The organism is Thermococcus sp. (assembly GCF_027011145.1).
In the GTDB taxonomy this organism is placed as follows: Archaea; Methanobacteriota_B; Thermococci; order Thermococcales; family Thermococcaceae; genus Thermococcus.
Window position 1 is genome coordinate 1 of sequence record NZ_JALVAO010000068.1, and the last position, 18,519, is coordinate 18,519.

18 protein-coding genes and 1 rRNA gene are annotated in these 18,519 nt (G+C 47.9%); 7 read left to right on the forward strand and 12 right to left on the reverse strand.

Annotation, left to right across the window (positions count from 1 at the left end; translation table 11 throughout):
* Nucleotides 1-2 precede the first annotated feature (2 nt).
* Both rrf and MVG27_RS09120 read left to right on the forward strand, forming a co-directional pair.
* Nucleotides 3-124: ribosomal RNA gene (gene rrf / locus MVG27_RS09115) — 5S ribosomal RNA — on the forward strand.
* A 74-nt stretch (nucleotides 125-198) separates the two neighbouring features.
* Nucleotides 199-1,236 carry a hypothetical protein gene (locus MVG27_RS09120; protein ID WP_297548642.1) on the forward strand — a complete coding sequence of 346 codons (1,038 nt, stop codon included), beginning with the start codon at nucleotides 199-201 and terminating at the stop codon, nucleotides 1,234-1,236.
* On the opposite strand, the gene MVG27_RS09125 is transcribed toward MVG27_RS09120, so the two are convergent.
* The gene (locus MVG27_RS09125) at nucleotides 1,210-1,953 is read right to left on the reverse strand and encodes a PH0542 domain-containing protein (protein WP_297548669.1); all 744 of its coding nucleotides are present in this window, start codon (nucleotides 1,951-1,953) and stop codon (nucleotides 1,210-1,212) included. The genes MVG27_RS09120 and MVG27_RS09125 overlap by 27 nt on opposite strands.
* Before the next feature lie 69 nt (nucleotides 1,954-2,022).
* Here MVG27_RS09125 and MVG27_RS09130 point away from each other — a divergent pair, with 69 nt between their 5' ends.
* Nucleotides 2,023-3,294 (forward strand): hypothetical protein, encoded by a 1,272-nt coding sequence (locus MVG27_RS09130; protein WP_297556558.1) that lies wholly within the window; start codon nucleotides 2,023-2,025, stop codon nucleotides 3,292-3,294.
* Here MVG27_RS09130 and MVG27_RS09135 read toward each other — a convergent pair.
* Genes MVG27_RS09135 through MVG27_RS09180 form a run of 10 tightly spaced genes read right to left on the reverse strand, consistent with a single transcriptional unit; the run spans nucleotide 3,287 to nucleotide 13,883 of the window.
* Nucleotides 3,287-4,312 (reverse strand): CheF family chemotaxis protein, encoded by a 1,026-nt coding sequence (locus MVG27_RS09135; RefSeq protein WP_297548646.1) that lies wholly within the window; start codon nucleotides 4,310-4,312, stop codon nucleotides 3,287-3,289. The two genes, MVG27_RS09130 and MVG27_RS09135, sit on opposite strands and share 8 nt — an antisense overlap.
* A gap of 18 nt (nucleotides 4,313-4,330) precedes the next feature.
* Nucleotides 4,331-5,071 carry a hypothetical protein gene (locus MVG27_RS09140; protein WP_297548648.1) on the reverse strand — a complete coding sequence of 247 codons (741 nt, stop codon included), beginning with the start codon at nucleotides 5,069-5,071 and terminating at the stop codon, nucleotides 4,331-4,333.
* Nucleotides 5,072-5,112: 41 nt separating this feature from the next.
* Entirely contained in the window at nucleotides 5,113-7,356 is a 2,244-nt protein-coding gene (locus MVG27_RS09145) for a methyl-accepting chemotaxis protein (RefSeq protein ID WP_297548650.1), read from the reverse strand.
* Between the two features lie 25 nt (nucleotides 7,357-7,381).
* A complete protein-coding gene (locus tag MVG27_RS09150; RefSeq protein ID WP_297548671.1) occupies nucleotides 7,382-7,867 on the reverse strand; it encodes a chemotaxis protein CheD in 486 nt (161 codons plus the stop codon).
* Nucleotides 7,868-7,876: 9 nt separating this feature from the next.
* Nucleotides 7,877-8,620, reverse strand: coding sequence for a chemotaxis protein CheC (locus MVG27_RS09155; RefSeq protein WP_366079058.1), 744 nt, complete (start codon nucleotides 8,618-8,620; stop codon nucleotides 7,877-7,879).
* Entirely contained in the window at nucleotides 8,617-9,249 is a 633-nt protein-coding gene (locus MVG27_RS09160) for a chemotaxis protein CheC (RefSeq protein ID WP_297548652.1), read from the reverse strand. Before MVG27_RS09160 ends, MVG27_RS09155 begins: the two co-directional genes overlap by 4 nt.
* The gene (locus MVG27_RS09165; protein WP_297548673.1) at nucleotides 9,239-11,587 is read right to left on the reverse strand and encodes a chemotaxis protein CheA; all 2,349 of its coding nucleotides are present in this window, start codon (nucleotides 11,585-11,587) and stop codon (nucleotides 9,239-9,241) included. Before MVG27_RS09165 ends, MVG27_RS09160 begins: the two co-directional genes overlap by 11 nt.
* The gene (locus MVG27_RS09170; RefSeq protein ID WP_297062049.1) at nucleotides 11,562-12,671 is read right to left on the reverse strand and encodes a chemotaxis response regulator protein-glutamate methylesterase; all 1,110 of its coding nucleotides are present in this window, start codon (nucleotides 12,669-12,671) and stop codon (nucleotides 11,562-11,564) included. The genes MVG27_RS09165 and MVG27_RS09170 overlap by 26 nt, the downstream gene beginning before the upstream one ends.
* 11 nt (nucleotides 12,672-12,682) lie before the next feature.
* Complete coding sequence (locus MVG27_RS09175) at nucleotides 12,683-13,045, reverse strand: response regulator (protein WP_297548654.1); 363 nt, start codon at nucleotides 13,043-13,045, stop codon at nucleotides 12,683-12,685.
* Nucleotides 13,020-13,883, reverse strand: a complete 864-nt coding sequence (locus MVG27_RS09180) for a protein-glutamate O-methyltransferase CheR (protein ID WP_297548675.1) — start codon at nucleotides 13,881-13,883, stop codon at nucleotides 13,020-13,022. The genes MVG27_RS09175 and MVG27_RS09180 overlap by 26 nt, the downstream gene beginning before the upstream one ends.
* 244 nt (nucleotides 13,884-14,127) lie before the next feature.
* Here MVG27_RS09180 and MVG27_RS09185 point away from each other — a divergent pair, with 244 nt between their 5' ends.
* Both MVG27_RS09185 and MVG27_RS09190 read left to right on the forward strand, forming a co-directional pair.
* On the forward strand, nucleotides 14,128-15,336 hold the full coding sequence (locus MVG27_RS09185; RefSeq protein ID WP_297548656.1) for a methyl-accepting chemotaxis protein: 1,209 nt from the start codon (nucleotides 14,128-14,130) through the stop codon (nucleotides 15,334-15,336).
* Nucleotides 15,337-15,340: 4 nt separating this feature from the next.
* A complete protein-coding gene (locus MVG27_RS09190) occupies nucleotides 15,341-15,781 on the forward strand; it encodes a chemotaxis protein CheW (RefSeq protein ID WP_297548658.1) in 441 nt (146 codons plus the stop codon).
* Here MVG27_RS09190 and MVG27_RS09195 read toward each other — a convergent pair.
* Entirely contained in the window at nucleotides 15,778-16,824 is a 1,047-nt protein-coding gene (locus MVG27_RS09195) for a hypothetical protein (RefSeq protein WP_297548660.1), read from the reverse strand. The genes MVG27_RS09190 and MVG27_RS09195 overlap by 4 nt on opposite strands.
* Before the next feature lie 295 nt (nucleotides 16,825-17,119).
* Between MVG27_RS09195 and MVG27_RS09200 the strand changes: the two genes are divergently transcribed.
* Complete coding sequence (locus MVG27_RS09200) at nucleotides 17,120-17,449, forward strand: archaellum operon transcriptional activator EarA family protein (RefSeq protein ID WP_042690868.1); 330 nt, start codon at nucleotides 17,120-17,122, stop codon at nucleotides 17,447-17,449.
* A 9-nt stretch (nucleotides 17,450-17,458) separates the two neighbouring features.
* Nucleotides 17,459-18,415, forward strand: a complete 957-nt coding sequence (locus MVG27_RS09205; RefSeq protein ID WP_297548662.1) for a methyltransferase domain-containing protein — start codon at nucleotides 17,459-17,461, stop codon at nucleotides 18,413-18,415.
* Nucleotides 18,416-18,519: the final 104 nt, after the last annotated feature.

Consider the following 18,519-nt stretch of genomic DNA (forward strand, 5'->3'; position numbering starts at 1 on the left):
GGCACGGCGGCCATAGCGGCGGGGTTACACCCGGTCTCGTTTCGACCCCGGAAGTTAAGCCCGCCAGCGTTCCCGGGTGTACTGCCCTCCGGGAGGGGGCGGGAAACCGGGAACGCCGCCGGCCACTAACTTTCTCTCGTAATCACCTACACAAAAGCTATTTAAGATTCTGAGAGCTATTTTTTACGGTCGGTAGTTATGCTCAAGAAGTCATCAAAGGGCAGGCTTACATGGGACTACATTCGGGACAGACATTCCGAGGTTATTGAGGAGTTGAAGACCCTCCGCAACTGGGATGAGGTTAAGTCGGCTATTCCCGAGTCTGAAACCATTGGTGACTACTCCCTTCTTGCTCTTGAGGCAATTTCCGCCGTTATAAGGGAGCTCAGGATTGAACGCTCCTTTCTCAGCGAGAAAATCGAGAACTTAAGCAGAAAAATCGAGGAGCTTGGCACTTCACACAGGGAGCTAAGTTACTCCGTTGATAAAAGGTTGAAGGAGCTTGAGGGAAGAATTTCCGAGCTCGAGCAGAGAACTCTCTTCCTTGAGGGAGTTGAGGCCATAGTCCCGAGAATGAACGAGCTGGAAGAAAAGCTTGACCGCCTTCCTGCAGAGCTCTTTAAACGAATCGAGGAAACCTACGGCAAAAAAGCTGATGAACACCTTCGCAAACTTGTTGAGGAGAAAGTTGAAGAGCTCAGGGAGGAACTCAAGCGTGAGGTTTTTGGAATAAGCATTGACTTGGCCAAAGCCCTTCGGGAGCTCCAGGGACACTACGAGGAGCTCGTGGAGGAGAACGTCCGGCTCAGGTCCCTCGCCAAAGAAAACGAGAAGCTCAGAAAGAGGCTCGTGGAGAGGGAGCGTGAACTTGAGGAGCTCAAGAAGAGGCTCGTGGTTTTCCAGGAGATGGCCAAGCGCGTTGATGCACTCAGCGAGAAGATAAGCAAATACGAGGAGAAGCTTAAGGAAATCAGGACTATTGAGAAGGAGCTCGTCTCTCTAACCGGCGCAAAGGATGCCCTCTCTGCAATTGAAGTTATAAAGAGCGAGTTCATACCAAAATCAAAGTTCGAGAAGACACTAACTGAGATAAAGTCCCTTCTGGCTGAGGCTGAATCATTAAAGGACGAAAACGAACGTCTGAGACGTGAAAACGAGAAGCTCAAGGAGGCCCTCAAAACACTGCTCCAGGAGAAACTTGGGGAGGAGTCATCTCTCGAGCATGACGAGTCTTGAAAATCCCTCTTTAAGCTTTTTCTGAACTAGTTCACTTTTGTCGTCCGTTATCTCCCCGAGCTTTGACATAACTATTTTTCTCATCTTCTCGTTCTTCTCCCCGAGAGCAACTAGGGTCTCGACGGCACTCGCGCGCACGAGCTCGTTCTTGTCGTGAAGGAGAGCGAAGAGCTTTGGCAGGAAGGGGGTTATGTACTTCATCCCGTTCTCGCTCAAGGCGAGGATGAAGTTAAGGGCCGCGAGCTTATCGGAGGTTTCCTTTGAGGTGAGCATGAAGCTTATGTCCCTGAAAACGTTGCCGAGCAGGCTGGGCCTGACGCGCATTATCTCCTCCAGAACGTAGGTCGCGTTCACCTTTATTTTCGGGTCACCGACGCGGTAGTTGGCGAATATCACCGGTACTACCTTCGAAACTTTCTCCGGGGCCACATCTGCTAGGACGCCAAAGGCCCTCGCTATCTCTTGGGTTAATGGAACCGCCTCACTCTTCCTGAGCATGACCATGAGCTTTGTTATCAGGGAGTCGTGTAGCTCCGGCATGTCCCTGAGTACTTCAACGACAACCTTAAGGGCGTTCTTCTGGACCGTCCAGAGATCATCATCAAGGAGCTCTATGACCTCCTTTAGAAACTCCTTGTTGACTGTTGCCCGCGCTATAACCTCCTGGAGCCTATCGCCCGTCGCCAGTGCCTCCCTAAGGTCGAACTCCTCTTCCATTCTATCCACCATGAAAAATACCGCAAAGATTTATATAAGCTTTTCACCACTCCTTTTTGGGGATTGACCATGAAGCAGAGAGTTCCAGTGATTTTGGTAATTTTGGTGGCGTTTCTTTTCCTGGGAAGTGTCTCGGCGTCCGGCACGGTGATGTGGAAGGGAACCGTGTGTGAAAACGTTAAATACCAGAAAAGCATTGAAGCCGTTGCTCTGACAAATGATTCAGTATACGTTGCCTGTTCGTACAGGCAGGTTGTCAACTCATCTGGCCTTATAGAGGTGTATTATCTCGGTTTCCTTTCGGCATTCTCCCAGAACGGAACTAAGCTGTGGCAGAACTCCTCAGGATATACCGTCAAGCTGGTTCCCTATAAAAATGGTGTTATAGCAGGGAGTTTTGGGGCACTGGTGGAGTTCAACAAGGATGGTCGGATTGTTAGTATGTACAACCCGCTCGACAAGCTCTATGATTTTGTAATCTCAGGGGACGTTGCTTATGTTGGGGACGGCGATTTCTATGTGCAGAACGGTACTCACTACCTAAAGGGCCATCTCTACGCTGTGAAACTGGGGAAGAACTTCACCGGGATTTGGAACGTCACATTGAAGGACATGATTACCCGCGTTAGAGTTGGAAACGGGGTCATCTATGCGAGCTCAGGCTTCCCGTCTGGCTATGTTGGAAGCTTCCAGTTCGGTTCCCTGTATGGAATTTCTCCCCAAGGAAAGCTTCTCTGGAACATTACCTTTGGCCACTGGGTCAGGGACTTGGAAACATGGAAGGGCAACGCCGTCCTTGGGACCGGCTGGGACAACTCGAAGGGCCGTCTCTATGTGGTTTCCCCGGCTGGAAAGGTGCTCCTCAACGAGAGCCTTTTCTACACAGAGGACATACTCGTTCTCAACGATACCGCCTATATTGGTGGCTTTAACGGTAAGAACGGGACGCTCGTTGCCGTTGAGTTGCCCTCCGGAAAAGTCCTCTGGAAGAGGGAGTTCCCATACCGCGTGAAGGTCCTTGCATACACTGACGGCGTCCTTTTAGCGGGTATCGGAAAGTTCCAGAGCAAAACCGAGAACGGCACGACCTATGTTTACAGCGTCGGCAGTCTCTACGCCATCAGCCCTGAGGACGGAAAAACGCTCGGCGTGCTACCAAACACGGGCTACGTGAGGAGCATAGCGGTTAATGGCAACAAAGCCGTAGTCGGAACCGCCAGCTCAACTTTCTACGTGGTCGACGTTGATTCCATGAAGGGGAGCAAAAACTCAAACTCGATTTGCGGGCCCGGGTTGATTGTCCTCCTGGCCATCGTTGTGCTGTGGAGGAGGCTCACATAGAAACGAGGCCGTATTCGATTAGTTTGTTCACTATTTTTCTTCCCTCCCTCGTGAGGTCGACCACTTTTCTTATCATGACAATCTTGAGGAGTCCCTTGTCTATCATCCTGTCGTAGATTTCCTCGATTTCCCTCTCGCTGAGGCCAAGGAACTGGTGTATCTCGAGTGGGTTGAGGCCGGAGTAGAGCGCCATGAGGATTTGCTTCTCAGTCTCGTCGAGGCTCTCCAGTTCCTTCAGTTCCTTCTCCATTACCTCCTTGAACTCCGCTTGGAGCGTCGGGAACTCCTTTGAGACCTTCATGATAAACTCGAAGTAACCGGGAATGTACTTGAGCAGGTAGCGCAGGATAAAGAGCCTTGTCTTCTTCTCGGGAATGTAAAGGTACGACGTTACAGTCTCGTTTATGTAGAAGTGTTTTATCTTCCAGGCCTGGACCTTCTTGCCGTCCATGTCAACTTCCTCAACGTCCATATCCTCGACGTCCGAGAAGATGGGAATCGGCCTCATGTCAGGGTCAAGGACAACTATGTTTCTCTCAGTTGTTCCTTTCTTTGCAGACTTAACAGAGACTATCCTAAGGGAACCGTCCTGCCATTTGGATTCCATGTTTATTGCCCCGCCCTTAATCCTCGCCAGCTGTATTCTCACGGCCTTTCCGTTTATGAGAGTCTCGAAAATAGTATGAACAAACTCCTTGAACTTCTTCTCGTCATAGATGAGAAGGTTATCTCCAATTGTCAAAATCAGTGTAAGCTCGCCCCTTCCAGGGACGTAAAACTTCATACCAAAATGTTCTTTTTCAGGATTGAGCTTATAATTGTCGGGAACGTTAACTGCTAAATCAGAAAGACTCGAAAATGGAAAGCTGTCTTCACCAACTACTTCACCCATACGGAGATACTTCAAAATAACCCTGTCATGTTGAATAATTCCAAGTGCATCACGCCAGTTAATTCTACCCGAGCCTTTCCACGAGGAGATAATTGCTACTTTAACTCTTGTTTCTGTCACCGACATAGGCCATCACTTCCGCCCTCATGTGAGGGCCTGACATTCTTCAAGCTGTCTTTCTAGCTTTTCTACCTTCGCCCGGAGCTTCTCGCATTCTTGAGATAGCTTTACTTCGAGAGGTGTTACCGCAGGGTTTCCCCCACGAGAGGCTATTAGTTCATCTAAAATACTTATCGCACTATTGATACTGCTTGTCATTTTTATAAGTGCCTCTTCTGGTGGAAGCTTTATAGTGCTTTTTCCATCTTTGCTCTTTATTGTAATGGGCAGTTTAGTTCTCGCAACATATGCAATTGCTTGATTGAGTTTTTCTTTGTCTTTCGGACTTGGGAAACGTGCGAGCCATAGTCGCTTAAACTCGTCTAGCTCACCTAAAACTTTCATCAAAAATGCATTGTATTCATCTTCACTTATGTAGCCGAGGGTATAGCCCCTAGCCACATCAAGAAGCATTAGTAGTCTTTCCTTTTTGTGCCTTGCTTCATCAAGAACTTTCTGAACCTTTTCGTCAATAACTTGCCGGAGCTTTTTTATAAGTTCATCTTCGTTAATCCCCGAGACGCTCATTTGTTTCTTTTCTTCCTTTGGGAGTGTTTTTGGTTCCTCTTTCCTTTTTACTGGACTTTCACTCTTAAGCTCTCGTTCCAATAGAGTTGCATAAAGCTCGCCTATCTGGTTACTTACTGCGTTTGTGATTAGGTATGCTGTAATTACCATGCCGAGCAACACTACAATCGAGATAATTGCAACCATTATCCAGTCCATGTTCTCACCTCCGAAAGGTTAATGGGTAAAAATGAAAAAGTCTAAAGTCTGAACTTACTGATGATGCTTCTGAGCTGTTGAACAATGTTCTTGAGGTCATTGGCGGCTCTTTCAAGCTCTTCAGTAGCTGCGGTTTGTTCTTCAACTGCTGAGCTGACCTCTTCAGCAGAAGCTGTTGTTTCTTCAGCACTTGCAGCTAAGTTTTCCAATGCCCTTAGAGCCTTTTCCACTTCTTCTTGGGTGCGAATAATCTGTTCTTTAACTTCTCCCATCCTGCCACTGGCTTCTTGTAAGAGATCGGCAATATTCGTGAGGTATGTTATTGTTTCCCTGAGTGTTTCTGCGCTCTCGCCAACAACTTGAACACCTTTCTCCGTGCTCTCTACCGCGTCTTTGATTTCTGCTGTAATCTGGTCTATGATATTCTTAATGTTGTCCGCGGCCTGTTTACTCTCCTCGGCCAGCTTTCTGATCTCTTGAGCGACGACTGCAAACCCTCTACCTGCCTCTCCAGCACGAGCGGCCTCGATAGCCGCATTCAAGGCGAGCAAATTCGTCTGCTCGGCAATGTTGGTGATAACATCAGTAATCTCCTCAATGCTCCTGCTCATCTCTGCAACCTTTGTAACTGCATGCTCAATCTTGCTCATGGTTTCCTGTATACTCTCTATCTGCTGGGCTGAGATTTCACTCTTCTCCCTGCCTTCAGTTGCTATGTTAACTACCTCGCTTACAGCTCCCTCGAACTCCTCCATTGCTCTAACGCTTTCTGCGCTTGTTTCAGCGACAAAGCGCATTCCTTCGGTTATCTCGTTAATGCTCTCCTGTTGCCTCTGTGCTTCGATACTAACTTGCTGAACAGCTTCGTTTACCTGAGTGATGGCCTCAGTAACGTCCGAGGCAATCTTTGCCAGAACGTTGGCCCTCTCCTCAAGGGTGTCGGTGACCTGAACAATTTCCCCAATGAGGCTCTTGAGTTTGTGAGTTGTGTCCCTAAGGTCCTCTAGAATTTCCTTGAGTTCCCCTTTAGCTTCCATACTTAATCCGTTGCTTAAGTCACCCTCTGCCAAACGCTCGAGTTTTGTGGCGATTGTGTTCAAGGTCCCAACGAGGTCCTTGCCAACTGCTTCGAAGGCCTTGATAAGTGCTCCAATTTCATCATTCTCAAGGTACCTAACCTCTTTGAGTTTTCTGTTCACTTCGCTAAGTCTACCCTCGGCCAGAGCTTGAGCAACTTCACTGAGCTTCTGGAGGGGCTTGAGTGAACTGGATACCATTTTATAGGACAGACCAGCCAAGACTGCTGACATTGCAAGGATTATTATGGTGAGGTATATAGCCGATTTCTTTGTAGCTTCGCGCGTGTCGTCAACTGCTTTTATTATCCCTGCACTTATCTCATCGACGGGAACCTTGGCAAACACATACCATCCAGTCTCTGGTATCTTGACTCCTCCTGCTACCGCTCTAACTCCCCTAAAGGTGTAGATTGTCGTCGCTTCTTTAACCCCACTTTTAATTATGTCAGCTACAGGTTTTACTGTGGAAAGATTGAAAACGTTGAGTTTCATCTCTATGTTTGGGTCTGGGTGCATTATGACGAGTCCATCTGGAGCAACAACATATGCGTATCCTGTTTCCCCAATCTTGACTTTCTTAATCTCTTGGGAGAGTGTGTCAATATAAACGTCCAAACCAACGACACCGATGAGTTTACCGTTGAGATACACGGGGACTGCGTACGTTATTACCCATTTTCCACTAGATGCATCTTTATATGGCTTGCTCCAGACAGGTCCCTTTTTTTCAACGGCAGCCTGATACCACGGTCTTTTTCTAGGATCGTATCCTTGTGGAAGTTGCTGATTGGGATATATGTACATGTTGCCGTTTACATCTCCAAAGTAGACTGCGCTTAGATTAGGTTCAGCTTTGGCTATTGCTTGAAAGTCCTCCAAGAGAATAGGCCTCAACTTGTCGGAATATCCGGGTTCTCCAAACTTTACTCCCTCGCTGTTTAGCTCTTGAACTGACTGCACAACTAATGTCTGAGTAGTTTTCCCGAGAACTTCAACTTCTCTCAAGAATCCACTGAACTGGTTTGCCAATGCTTGGGCCTTTGCCAGAACCATTGCTCGAGCTTCCTGATCTATTTCTGGTGCTAATTTTTCCTGTATTATGTCGCTGGTGTGGTTTCCTGTGTAGAGCATCATTGCACTAGCTACAACTGTTACCAGCAACAAGGCCACAACGACGGTGCCCACAATTTTTGTCTTAAAGTTCATGAAACCACCCCCGTGATTTGTTGATTTAATAGATCTTTTCGATGACTTTTCCGTTTGATACCCTTCTCATTCTCACTTTACCTGTTGAAAGATCGAGATAGATTGTTCTTCCACCTTTTCCACCGGTGTCTTCTGCAACCAACTTGATTCCATATTTTCTTAGCTCTCTCTTTGCCACCTCAACGTTTCTCCTGCCTATCATTAGTTTTTCATTCGAGATGTTTGTGAACATGTGAGCACCCCCAAAGAGCTTTGCTTCAGCTCTTCTCGGGTTTCCACCGAGCTTCTGAATGTCTCTGATGAGCAACTGAAGGCCGGTATCGACGTACTTGGCTGGGTTTCCCTTGTTACCGTAGTAGCTTGCCTCTGGCAACAGGGCGTGGAGTAAACCACCAACTTTGGTGAGCCTGTCGTAGAGGGTTATACCGACACAGCTACCCAATCCATAGGTGCTGATTATCCCCTCCTTCTTTCCCACGGCATAGTCGCCGATACCGACCTTTATCTCCATGGGCAAGGTTCAACCCTCTGTTTTCTCAATTTCTTGTTTGGTTTCGTTTGATCTCTCCGGAGAATTTTCAACTTTGCTCTCTCTAATTTCTTCTCCAGGCTCAAGAGTTTCTTCAGGAGGAATTTCGGGTTCTATATCTTTTACTTGAGCCTCAAGCTTTCCAACAAGTTTGTCAAAGGCATCTTTGGTAGGCACAAGGTAAAACAGACTTTCTATTCCCGTGTCCTTTTGATAGAACCTCGTCTTGAACATGATGACCTCGGTGACGTCCCTTAAGTCGGGCCTTGAGAGTTCCTTTTCGATATCGTAGAGACTTTCGGCGGGCTTGGGCGGACTCAATGAGACGGGTTCCTCGATGAGCTTGGCCAGTATGTCTGTGTAAACCGAAATCAGGATGTTGCCTATCTCCATTATGGCTGAGCGCCCCATTTCGTCTATGCCTTCATCTCCAGTGTCCATTCCTAAGAGCATTGAAACTAGAGATTTGGCGCTTTCTTTTGGAAACTGAAGTATGGTCAACCCTCTTAATCCCTCAGTTATATCAAACATTACTACAAAGCTGTTTTGAATACCCTTACTGGCTATTTCATGGAGAAACTTTGCCCTTGGGATCACACTAACAGATGGTGGTTCCATCTCTATCTCGCCTATCATGTTCGATAATGCAGTTAGGGCGTGGCTCATCGCTATGTTAGATGCTTCCCTGAATATGTCCTGATACCATTCCGAAAACCAACTCTTGTGCTTGCTCATACGAATCCCCCCAACAGCGTTTCAACAATCTTCTTCATCGATGAGGGTTGAGGAATAATTGTAAAATGCTCCTTAAACTGGAGGTTTTCGATTTTTATTGTCGTCTGGAGTAGCATTGTATAGTCACAATTTCGTCCTATATCCGCCAGTGCAAAGTCAAGAATTGCGGGAGTAAAGTCAATTGCCATCTCCGGTGGTGTCTGGTTGATTTCTGTTCCTAAAAACTCGCTGAGAGCATTGGCGAAGGCCGATATTAGAATGTTGCCGGCCTCCATTACAGCTGACTGGACCATCTCGTCGAACTCCTTTGTCGTTCCCGGCTCCTGACCCATCATGAGGTCAAACATTTTAAGTGCATCATCAAAATCCATGAAGAAGAACGCATGCCCTTCAAAACCTCCGCTCAAACCGATATAGACAGCTATCTTTACGTCCTCCCCAACTTTCTCAGGGACTGCTTTTATGGAGGTAATCTCTATCTCCGGGACGGTTATGTTTACAGTTAGTCCAGTCATTGCACTGAGCGTGTCAGCTGCTCTGGAGGCACCTATGTTGAAGGTCTCCACCAGGGCGCTCTTCGCTATCTCGTCGAGGTTCTTGATGTACTCCTCGTAGTTCTCAGATTCCACCGCGTCCACCTCCGAGGAGACCGTTAATCTCTATAATCAAAACGACGCTACCGTCGCCGAGAATCGTTGCCCCTGCGAACCCGCTGATGTGGGACAACATCTTGCCGAGGCTCTTGATGACTATGTCCTTCTTGTGGAGGAGCTCGTCAACGCCTATCGCCACCTTCTGAGCGCCCAAATCAACGACCAGCGCCGGGAACTCCTCAAGCTCGGGCATTGGCAGGCCAAAGAGCTCGTGGAGCATTATGACCGGTATAATCTCGCCACGGAGAACTATTACCTCCTTTCCGCCGATGCTCTTGAGGTTCTCGCGCTTTATCTCGATGCTCTCAAGGATGTTGTTTATTGGAACCGCGTAGACCTCGTCCTGCACCTTGATGAGGAGCGCCTGAATTATCGCCATGCTAACCGGCAACTTGAGGACGAATGTAGTTCCCTTTCCAACCTCGCTGTAGACCGCTATGCTCCCGTTGAGGCTCTTGACGACCTCCTTGACGACGTCCATTCCAACGCCCCTTCCAGAAACGTCCGTGACCTGGTCCTTCGTGCTGAACCCCGGCAGGAAGATTAGGTTTATAGCCTCCTCGTCGCTCATCTCCGCGGCCTGCTCCGGTGTGATGAGGCCTTTCTCTATTGCCTTCTTCTTGATTTTCTCCGGGTCTATACCCCTACCATCGTCCCTGACTATTATCTCCACGTGGCTCCTCTCGCGCTTCGCTATGAGTTCAAGTCTTCCTGTTCTCGGCTTGCCGAGCTTCTCGCGCTCCTCTGGAGGTTCAATTCCGTGGTCTATAGCGTTCCTGAGAAGGTGAACCAGAACGTCGCCGAGCTTGTCGAGTATCGTCCTGTCAACCTCGATATCTGCGCCTTCAATGATGAACTCGACTTCCTTGCCCATCTTCCTAGCGAGCTCGCGGACCATCCTCGGGAACTTGTTGAAGACCTCTGCTACGGGGGTAAGGCGCATCTCCATTATCTCGTCCTGCAACTCCGTGAGAAGCCTTGAGAGCGTCGATAGGGTTTCAAGGAGTTCCCTGTCGCCGAGCCTCTCGGCTATTTGCTCCAATCTTCCTTTGGTAATAACCAGCTCGCCAACGAGGTTCATCAGCCTGTCGAGGTGGCTGACATCGACCTTGATTATCTTGGAAATTTTGACCTTTGGGGTCTTCACGAGTGGTTTGGTGGCCTTTTTCTCCGGTTTCTTGGCTTTTTCTCTCTTCTCTTTCTTCTCGACCTTTGGCTGGGCCTCCGCCTGGGAAGTTGCTCCCTCGATTTCTCTAACGTCGGCGTTCTCAACGTCCGGGTGCTTGGTTATTATCTTCACAATGTCTTCCTTCTTGAGGTTGGTTCTAAGGATAACTCTGAAGTAATATCCTTCCAAAAGCTCACCGTTTTGAATATCGATTTCATTGGGTTCTGTCTTCTCGATGAATCCAACCTTCTGGAGGTCTTGGAGAACGAGGTAGGAGCGGACACCCTTTAGAGGAGCGTCTTTTTGAAGATATACTATTACCTCGTATCTCTTCTCACCACTCTCGGATTGAGTACCCTCACCGCTTGCGAGAGTCTCTCCACCAAGGGTCTGAATTTCTACCTTCTCAACCTCGGGATGCCTGGAAACGACAGTCTTAATCCTCTCGGGGTCTTCATCGGTCTCTATAACAAACTCGAGCACGTCAACGTCAGCTTTCCCATCCTCGATAATTTTTCTCTCCGGGTTTGTCTCGATTACGTTCCCGAGCTCATCGAGGTCAGAAAGGATGAGAAAGGCCCTCACTCCCCTCAGCGGTGCGTCCTTCTGGAAGTAAACCTTGACCAAATAGTGGTTGCCAGTTCCGGCTTCCGTTTCCTGCGGACCTTCCTCTTCCTTCCCCTCCTCGGGCTTTTCTTCCTCTTTCCTGGATTTTTCGTCCTTACCTCCGCCGGCCCCGGCCTGGTCAAAGAACTTCTGGGCCTTTTCGAAGAGAGAATCAACGTCGAAGTCGCCTTCCTCGCCCGTTTCCTCGATGTTGTCAACCATGGCCTCGATTATGTCAAGGAACTCAAGGAGGACGTCTATCAGCTCGGGCGTTGGCTCTATCTTACCGCTCCTCACAAGGTCAAAGAGGTTCTCCATCTTGTGCGCCACTTCGCTCAGCTTCATGAAACCCATCGTCGCGGCAGTCCCTTTGAGCGTGTGGGCATCTCTGAAAATCTGGTCTATCATGGCCTTCTTCTCTTCCTCACTGCCACCTTCCTTGACTATCTTTTCGAGCGTGAGTATGGCGTTGCTCAGGCTGTCTATCCTGTCTCTCGCGTCGGCAAGGAACTCATCAAGGTACTGTGAAAGGTCTTCCACCGCCACCACCCCGCTTAATCTTGTTCACTGCCATCACGATGGTATCTGCGATTTTATCAAGCGGGACGATGTAGTCCACCATGCCCGTTTCGGCGGCGGCCTTTGGCATCCCGTAGATTATCGAGGTCTCCTTGTCCTGCGCTATGGTGATTCCGCCCTTCTTCTTGATGGCCACTATTCCCTGAGCGCCGTCGCGTCCCATACCCGTCATTACAACCCCTACGGTTCGCCTTCCGAAAACTTCTGCCGCGGTAATCATCATGGGGTCTGCCGCTGGTCTAACTCCGTGTATCTTCGGCTTCTTGTTCAGCGTTATGACGGGCTTTCCGCGCCTTAGCTCGACCTCCATGTGGTAGTCTCCCGGAGCGACGTAGCCCCAGTCCTCTTCAATCGGCTCGCCGTCCTCTGCCTCTTTCACGTTGATTTTGCTCACGCTGTCGAGCCTTTTGGCGAAGGACCTTGTGAAGCCCGGTGGCATGTGCTGGACGAGGAGTATTGCCGCGCCGAGCCTCTCCGGGAACTTCGGGAACACCTTGAGGAGTGACTGGGGTCCGCCCGTTGAAGCCGCCATCGCGACGGCGATTCTCGCTGGAACACCTTTCCTCTTGACCTTACTTTTCTGGGCCCTCAGCAGTCTCGTTCTCTTTAGCTCAAGGAACCTCCTCGGAACCTTCGCCGCTTCCTTGATTTTCGCTATTATCTCGTCCTTCATCTCCTTCATGCTGAGGGATATTGAAGAGCTCGGCTTGGGGATGAAGTCTATGGCACCGTACTCGAGGGCCTTTATCGTTGCTTCAGCTCCTTCCTGCGTTAGGGCGCTCACCATTATTACCGGCGTTGGGTTCTGCTTCATTATCACCCTCAGAGCGTCGAGGCCGTTCATTCGGGGCATCTCGATGTCGAGGGTAATAACGTCGGGCTTGTGGAGCTTAACCATGTTTATGGCCTCGATTCCATCGCGGGCCTCACAACAGACTTCAAGCTCGGGGTCGGAGTTGATTATATCCCTGAGTATCTTGCGCATGAACGCTGAATCGTCAACGACGAGTACTCTAATCTTTTTTCTGGGTGAGCTCAGGGGCATCATCACTCACCCTAGCTGGACAGTACGCGGTTGATTTCTTCGAGGACCTTCGGGGCCTGGAAGGGCTTGACGATGTAGCCGGAAGCTCCGGCCTTGAGGGCCTCCATGACCTTGCTCTCCTGTCCAACGGCGGTAATCATAATTATCTTGGCGTTGGGGTCTATCTTCTTGATTTCGCGGACCGCTGTTATTCCGTCCATCTCCGGCATAACTATGTCCATAGTCACAACGTCGGGCTTGAGTTCCTGATACTTCTGGACAGCTTCCTTTCCGTTGCTGGCCTCCCCAACAACTTGGTGGCCTCCCTGTGTTAGTATCTTCTTCAGGAGCATGCGCATAAAGGCGGCATCATCTACGACCAAAATTCTGGCCATACTTTTTCACCTCCAGATTCTTGCGATAAATCCTAGCGACGAGGTCGTACAATTTGAACAGCTTTGCTGCGTTTCCGAGTATCGTCTCGGTTTTACCCAGAATCAGGAACCCGTGGTCCTCGAGCGAATTGTACAGTTTAGCAAATATTTCCTCCTGGGCTTCCCTCTTGATGTAAATCAGCACGTTGCGGATGAATATAACGTCGAAACCCGTCGGGTACCTCGGGCTGAAGAGGTTGAACTGCTGGAATTTCACGAGCCGTTTTATCTTCGGCGAAACGCGGTAGCGCTCCTCGCTCACTCTTGTGAAGTACTTGGGAATCATATGCCTCGGCACCTGCTTCTCGACGACGTCAACCGGATACTCCCCGCGCATGGCTACTGCAAGTGCCTCCCTGTCTATGTCTGTCGCGAGTATCTGAACCCTGAAGCCGCCGAGGTTCTCTCCCAGGGCCTCATAGAGTGTCATCGCTATTGAATACGGCTCCTGACCAGTAGAACATGCAGCGCTCCATATCTTGAGCAAAGAACTGTGTTGTTCTTTTTTTATTTTCACGAGTTCAGGAATGACTTTCTTTTCGAAGGTTTTCCAAACGATTGGATCTCTGAAAAACTCCGTGACGTTTATGGCGACTGTGAGAAGTAACTCATCAAGTTCTTTCTTGTTCATCTTTATTAGTCGGTAGTATTCCATAAAATTTGTAATGCCGAGCTTTCTCATTCTTGCACGGATTCTTCTCATGAGATACGAATCTTTGTAAGCGTCACTACTAACCTTGAGATGTCTGAACAATTCTTCCTTAATTTTCAGGTAGCCCGGATCCTTGTACTCCATCATTTTCTCACACACCTTGGTGGACATTCGGAAATTTTGAAGGATTATTGGGTAGTCTGCGAAGTTCCCTACAATTTTATGGGCTGTTTCTCATAAAAAGCCTTTAGTGTAGATGGTTGTGTAGGTGCATACGCAGGTTGTTACGAATCCACTTGTTATTATTGTAACTCGTATCTTTGGTTATTACATACATACGAAAGTCTTTTATCTCTCAAATAACAATAGATATCAGCCAGGGGGTGTGTCCATGGGCAGGTCAGTGACTTTCGCTTCAGTACTATCGGTCCCAGTGGTTACTTTGGCAGGCTCTATGGTTTCTCTACCGGTTGGTGCTATAGCTGGCATTGGCACTGCTCTGGCAGTTGGCTTTTATCTCTCGTCCAAGAGGGATAGTGAGGACCTGCTCGGCGTTCTGGAGAGACTTATAGAAGGCGAGCATGTTTCTCTCAAGGACTTAGACAGTGAGACCGCTTCTCGTCTTCTCAGGATAGCCGAGAGGGCTAAGTCAAAGAAGGAGGTAAGGATTGAAAGAACAAGCGTTCCGGGAGAAGTTCACGAAGCCCTCGAGGAACTCAGAAACGCTGGAGAAAAGGTTAACTCTCTCCTCCAGAGCGCTGATTTTGATGTTTCCCTTGACTCCAACAGTTTGCTTACGCTCATTCAGGAGGAGCGCTCTCGAGTTGCCGAGCTCGGCGATTACATACAGACACTGACCGCAGGCATAGAAGAGATGAACACACAGGCCCAGGCATTAACGGACTACGCCCTCGAAACTGCCAATATGGCCGAGAAGGGCAAACAGATTTCCGACAACGTTGCCCTCAACGTGGCGAGTATCAACGAAGTAAACCAGGACATGGAAAAGGCCCTTTCCCTTCTAGTGGAACACTCTCGCAGGATTGGTGAGATAGTCGAGGTCATAGGCAACATCGCCGAGCAGACGAATTTGCTTGCACTCAACGCTGCCATTGAAGCCGCTAGGAGCGGGGAGCACGGAAGGGGCTTTGCCGTGGTCGCTGAGAACATCCGTGAGCTGGCAGATCAGTCCAAAAAGTCAACCGACCAGATTGCAGAACTCATAAGGAACATGCAGGAGAGTATTGACAAGGTTGTCGGCTCGATAAAGAAGGAGTTCACGGTTACGGAGGAAATCAAGGACGCCGTTCAGGAACTCATTGCGGCATTTGATGACATAGCGAGGAGAGCAAACGAGACAGCCAACATGATAAAGGAGCTCTCCGACAGCATAGAAGGCCAGGCTCAGTCCGTTCAGATGCTCATGGACACCCTTGACAGTGTTTACAAGGTTCAGGAGGATCTCTCGACGGAAATTGATGGCTTCACCTCCTTTGTAAGCGACGTGCAAATAAGGTTAGAAGAAATTGGAAATGCTCTAAAAGAGCTTGCTCAATCAATCTCACGTTCACGTGAACTCCTTGAAAGGGTTAGGGGGTGATACCTTGGCGGAGATTCAGGTTGTGGCTTTCATGGTTGGCAATGAGGAGTTTTGCCTTGACATCTCCAAGGTTAGGGAAATTAAGGAGATGATGCCCATAACGAGAGTTCCAAACGCTCCTGACTTCGTTGAGGGCGTCATAAATCTGCGCGGTCAGATTACGACGGTTGTAAACCTTAAGAAGCTCCTTGGCTATTATGAACCAGATGAAGACTTATCAAAGAAGAAGATTATCATAGCGGAAGTCAAAGATGAGATTGTTGGCATAATTGTTGATGCCGTTTCTGACGTCATAACCCTCACGGAGGACCAGATAGAACAGCCACCAAAGACCCTCGCCAGCAGGGTGGACATACGCTACATAAAGGGCATCGCCAAGATAAACGACGGCGAGAGGCTTCTCATAATGATTGACCTTGACAAGCTCCTTGGCGACGAGTTCTAAAGAAGGTTAAGATCCTTCAGAATTTCCTCTATGTCATCTTTTTTCTCTTCCGGCTCCTTCTCAATCGCTCCTAATTTAAGCATGAGCTTCTGAACCTGCTCCTCCAGTCTTCTGAGTTCCTCAAACTGGTAGCGTAGCTTCTCGTAGAACTCCTTTTCCACAGGCGTCACCGGAACGGGCTCGCCAAGCATCTCGGCAATCCTGTCTATCTCGCCTGCCAGCTCGTAGGTTATCCTGTGTATCTCGATGAAGCTCTTCTCCGGGGACAGCTCCCTGTCGCCACGTTTCATTGGAAGTTCCAGGCGTTTTGTCTTGACTATAACCTCGTTGAACTTGGAGTAGACGTTCTCGTCGGGAACGGAGACAATGGCCAGCTTCCTCAGGTTTTTGAGGAGTTCAACGAGGTTGCCCTTCAGCTCGTTGAATTCCCTTTGTCCCTTTCCAGTCAGGACGTAAACCTTGGCTATGTCCCTGAGCGAGAGAAGGGCACGTTTTGCTTCGAGAAGGCCCTCACGGAGTTTCTCCGGCTGGAGCGTTATCGCCGCCTTTATAACCTCAAGGAATTCCTCTACCTCCTCGTTCTTCCGCCTTTCGATAACCTCCTCGAGGTGCTCTATCTCCTCCTCAAGTTCCCTTATTATTTCCCCCTTGAGCTCCTCCTTTATCAGCTCCCTGCTCTCCTCGAGTTCTCTTTCGAGCTTCTCAACCCTGCCTTCAAGCCTCTCAAGGCCGTTCTTAACGCTCCCAATCTCGAACTCGAACTTTGTCTCGAACTTCCTGAAGTCTCTCAGAGACTTTTCAAGCGAAGTCAGCCTTTCCCTTATTTCCTTTAACTCTGTTATTTGAGTTAGACTTCTCTCTGAGCCCCTAAGTTCCGAGATTTTCTTTTCGATTACAGACCGAAAGTCTTTGAAGTTCTCCTCAAGTTCGATGAGATTATCTTTGAGCTCGAAGTACTTCGCTAGAACCTTACTAGTGACGTCCCTGACATAAAGAACGAGTGCCACTGTCACTACTGCCGTCACTGCAATGGCTTCCCACATGATTACCACCCAATGTCAACAGGTGTAATATGATTTTTTCTAATGCTTTAAATATTTTGTTGGAAGTTTTTGGATAAAATCCAAAATTATAAACAAATCAACTAATTCTCCAATAGTATTGAATTGTTACATAAAATTCTCAATTCAATGTTGTTTATGTTGTATTAAAGACATTGTCCATACGAAAATGTTATATATCTTCCAATCATTATTACTACCACAATGCACCTGCATGGCCAGCTACATAAAGTCCAGAAGGGTACAATCAGCATCAAAAACCCGGGGTGGTGGAAAAATGAACTCGGTGGTTATAGATCCACAGGTGCTACGCTCTTTGCACCGCAGTGAGCTCAGGAAGAAAATACTAATGTACCTGAACGAGATATACCCGTCAGCAACGTACCTCTCTGAGATTGCCAGAGTCGTGGGTTCTGATCCTTCCAATGTTAGAGGTGCTCTCGTTGGTCTTGGGAATCGTTACAACGGTGAGAGTTCCCTTGTCTATTTGGGTCTCGTTGAGGAGATAGCTAGCAACGGCTTCAAGTACTATCGCCTCACAGAATATGGCAAAAAGGTTGTAGATTATCTGAAGGAATATTACCGCTATTACAGACGATTCCTGTGAGGTGGGGAGATGTTGTCCTCCCCTGAACTAGTTGATACTAACATAGAGCACATGGTAAAGATTGCAATCCTTCATATTATTTCTCTTGGGACAAAACATGGGATATTTTCTCTTTTAGCTAAGGGGCCAACGCTTCAAGAGCTTATAGAGGGAGTTAATCTTCCAAACCGGGCTTTGCTAGTTAAGTTTGTTTCAACACTTAAGGATCTCCATATTGTTGAAGTCAAAAATGGACGACTTCATCTTAACGGTTTTTCATATATTCTGGAAGTTCCGCCTGTTAAATATAACCTTTTACTTCCAGATTGGGTCTCTATCCAAGAGGAAATATATCGAATGGTTGATTATGCTTTTATAACTCCGACTCACCCTCAGATTCTAATGGATTTTGATAAAGATGCCGATTTTTGGGATATGCGGATGAGCACATCGTTTTCTCAGGCTTATCGGAAGGTCATGGTTGATGTAGCTGGAATTAAACCAGGGTTCTCTGTTTTGGATATAGGGTGTGGGTCTGTTTCGCCAGAATTTTTTGGAAAAATTGTTGGCTATGATGGGCTGTATATGGGTGTGGATTATTCTCCTGCTCTTCTTGAGATAGCCCGTTTAAGAGTTGAAGAAAAAAATCTTCCTGTGTCCCTTAAGGAAATTGATGCAAGATTAATACGGCCAGTTAATGAGTATGATGCTGTTTTAATGAGCTTTGTCTTAGAATACATGCCTGATCGGGAGAAAGTTCTTAAGAATGCCTTTGAAACTCTCAAACCAGGAGGAAAATTGATTATAGTTGAGCCATTTCGAGATTCCTTTGAGAACATTTCTGCTCTTGAATTTTTTGAGAGTCTAAATAAAGATTTTACAGGTTTTCCGTCAATTTCAGAAATAATAAGCATTTTTGAGAACATGGATATAGAATTTAAAACAAAACAATTCGGAAAAAGTATTCTGCTTCTTGAAAAGCTCTGATTATTTTTTGGCTAGTATCTACACATGCACCTACATAACTATCTACACTACCAACAACAAAAAAGGGCTTTATATTTTCTGGGCGTAAGCATTACTGCAGAAAC

Coding starts and splice junctions, on each gene's coding strand:
- MVG27_RS09120 (WP_297548642.1), top strand. CDS start 199: ATGCTCAAGAAGTCATCAAAGGGCAGGCTTACATGGGACTACATTCGG.
- MVG27_RS09125 (WP_297548669.1), bottom strand. CDS start 1,953: ATGGAAGAGGAGTTCGACCTTAGGGAGGCACTGGCGACGGGCGATAGG.
- MVG27_RS09130 (WP_297556558.1), top strand. CDS start 2,023: ATGAAGCAGAGAGTTCCAGTGATTTTGGTAATTTTGGTGGCGTTTCTT.
- MVG27_RS09135 (WP_297548646.1), bottom strand. CDS start 4,312: ATGTCGGTGACAGAAACAAGAGTTAAAGTAGCAATTATCTCCTCGTGG.
- MVG27_RS09140 (WP_297548648.1), bottom strand. CDS start 5,071: ATGGACTGGATAATGGTTGCAATTATCTCGATTGTAGTGTTGCTCGGC.
- MVG27_RS09145 (WP_297548650.1), bottom strand. CDS start 7,356: ATGAACTTTAAGACAAAAATTGTGGGCACCGTCGTTGTGGCCTTGTTG.
- MVG27_RS09150 (WP_297548671.1), bottom strand. CDS start 7,867: ATGGAGATAAAGGTCGGTATCGGCGACTATGCCGTGGGAAAGAAGGAG.
- MVG27_RS09155 (WP_366079058.1), bottom strand. CDS start 8,620: ATGAGCAAGCACAAGAGTTGGTTTTCGGAATGGTATCAGGACATATTC.
- MVG27_RS09170 (WP_297062049.1), bottom strand. CDS start 12,671: ATGCCCCTGAGCTCACCCAGAAAAAAGATTAGAGTACTCGTCGTTGAC.
- MVG27_RS09175 (WP_297548654.1), bottom strand. CDS start 13,045: ATGGCCAGAATTTTGGTCGTAGATGATGCCGCCTTTATGCGCATGCTC.
- MVG27_RS09180 (WP_297548675.1), bottom strand. CDS start 13,883: ATGATGGAGTACAAGGATCCGGGCTACCTGAAAATTAAGGAAGAATTG.
- MVG27_RS09185 (WP_297548656.1), top strand. CDS start 14,128: ATGGGCAGGTCAGTGACTTTCGCTTCAGTACTATCGGTCCCAGTGGTT.
- MVG27_RS09195 (WP_297548660.1), bottom strand. CDS start 16,824: ATGTGGGAAGCCATTGCAGTGACGGCAGTAGTGACAGTGGCACTCGTT.
- MVG27_RS09200 (WP_042690868.1), top strand. CDS start 17,120: ATGAACTCGGTGGTTATAGATCCACAGGTGCTACGCTCTTTGCACCGC.
- MVG27_RS09205 (WP_297548662.1), top strand. CDS start 17,459: ATGTTGTCCTCCCCTGAACTAGTTGATACTAACATAGAGCACATGGTA.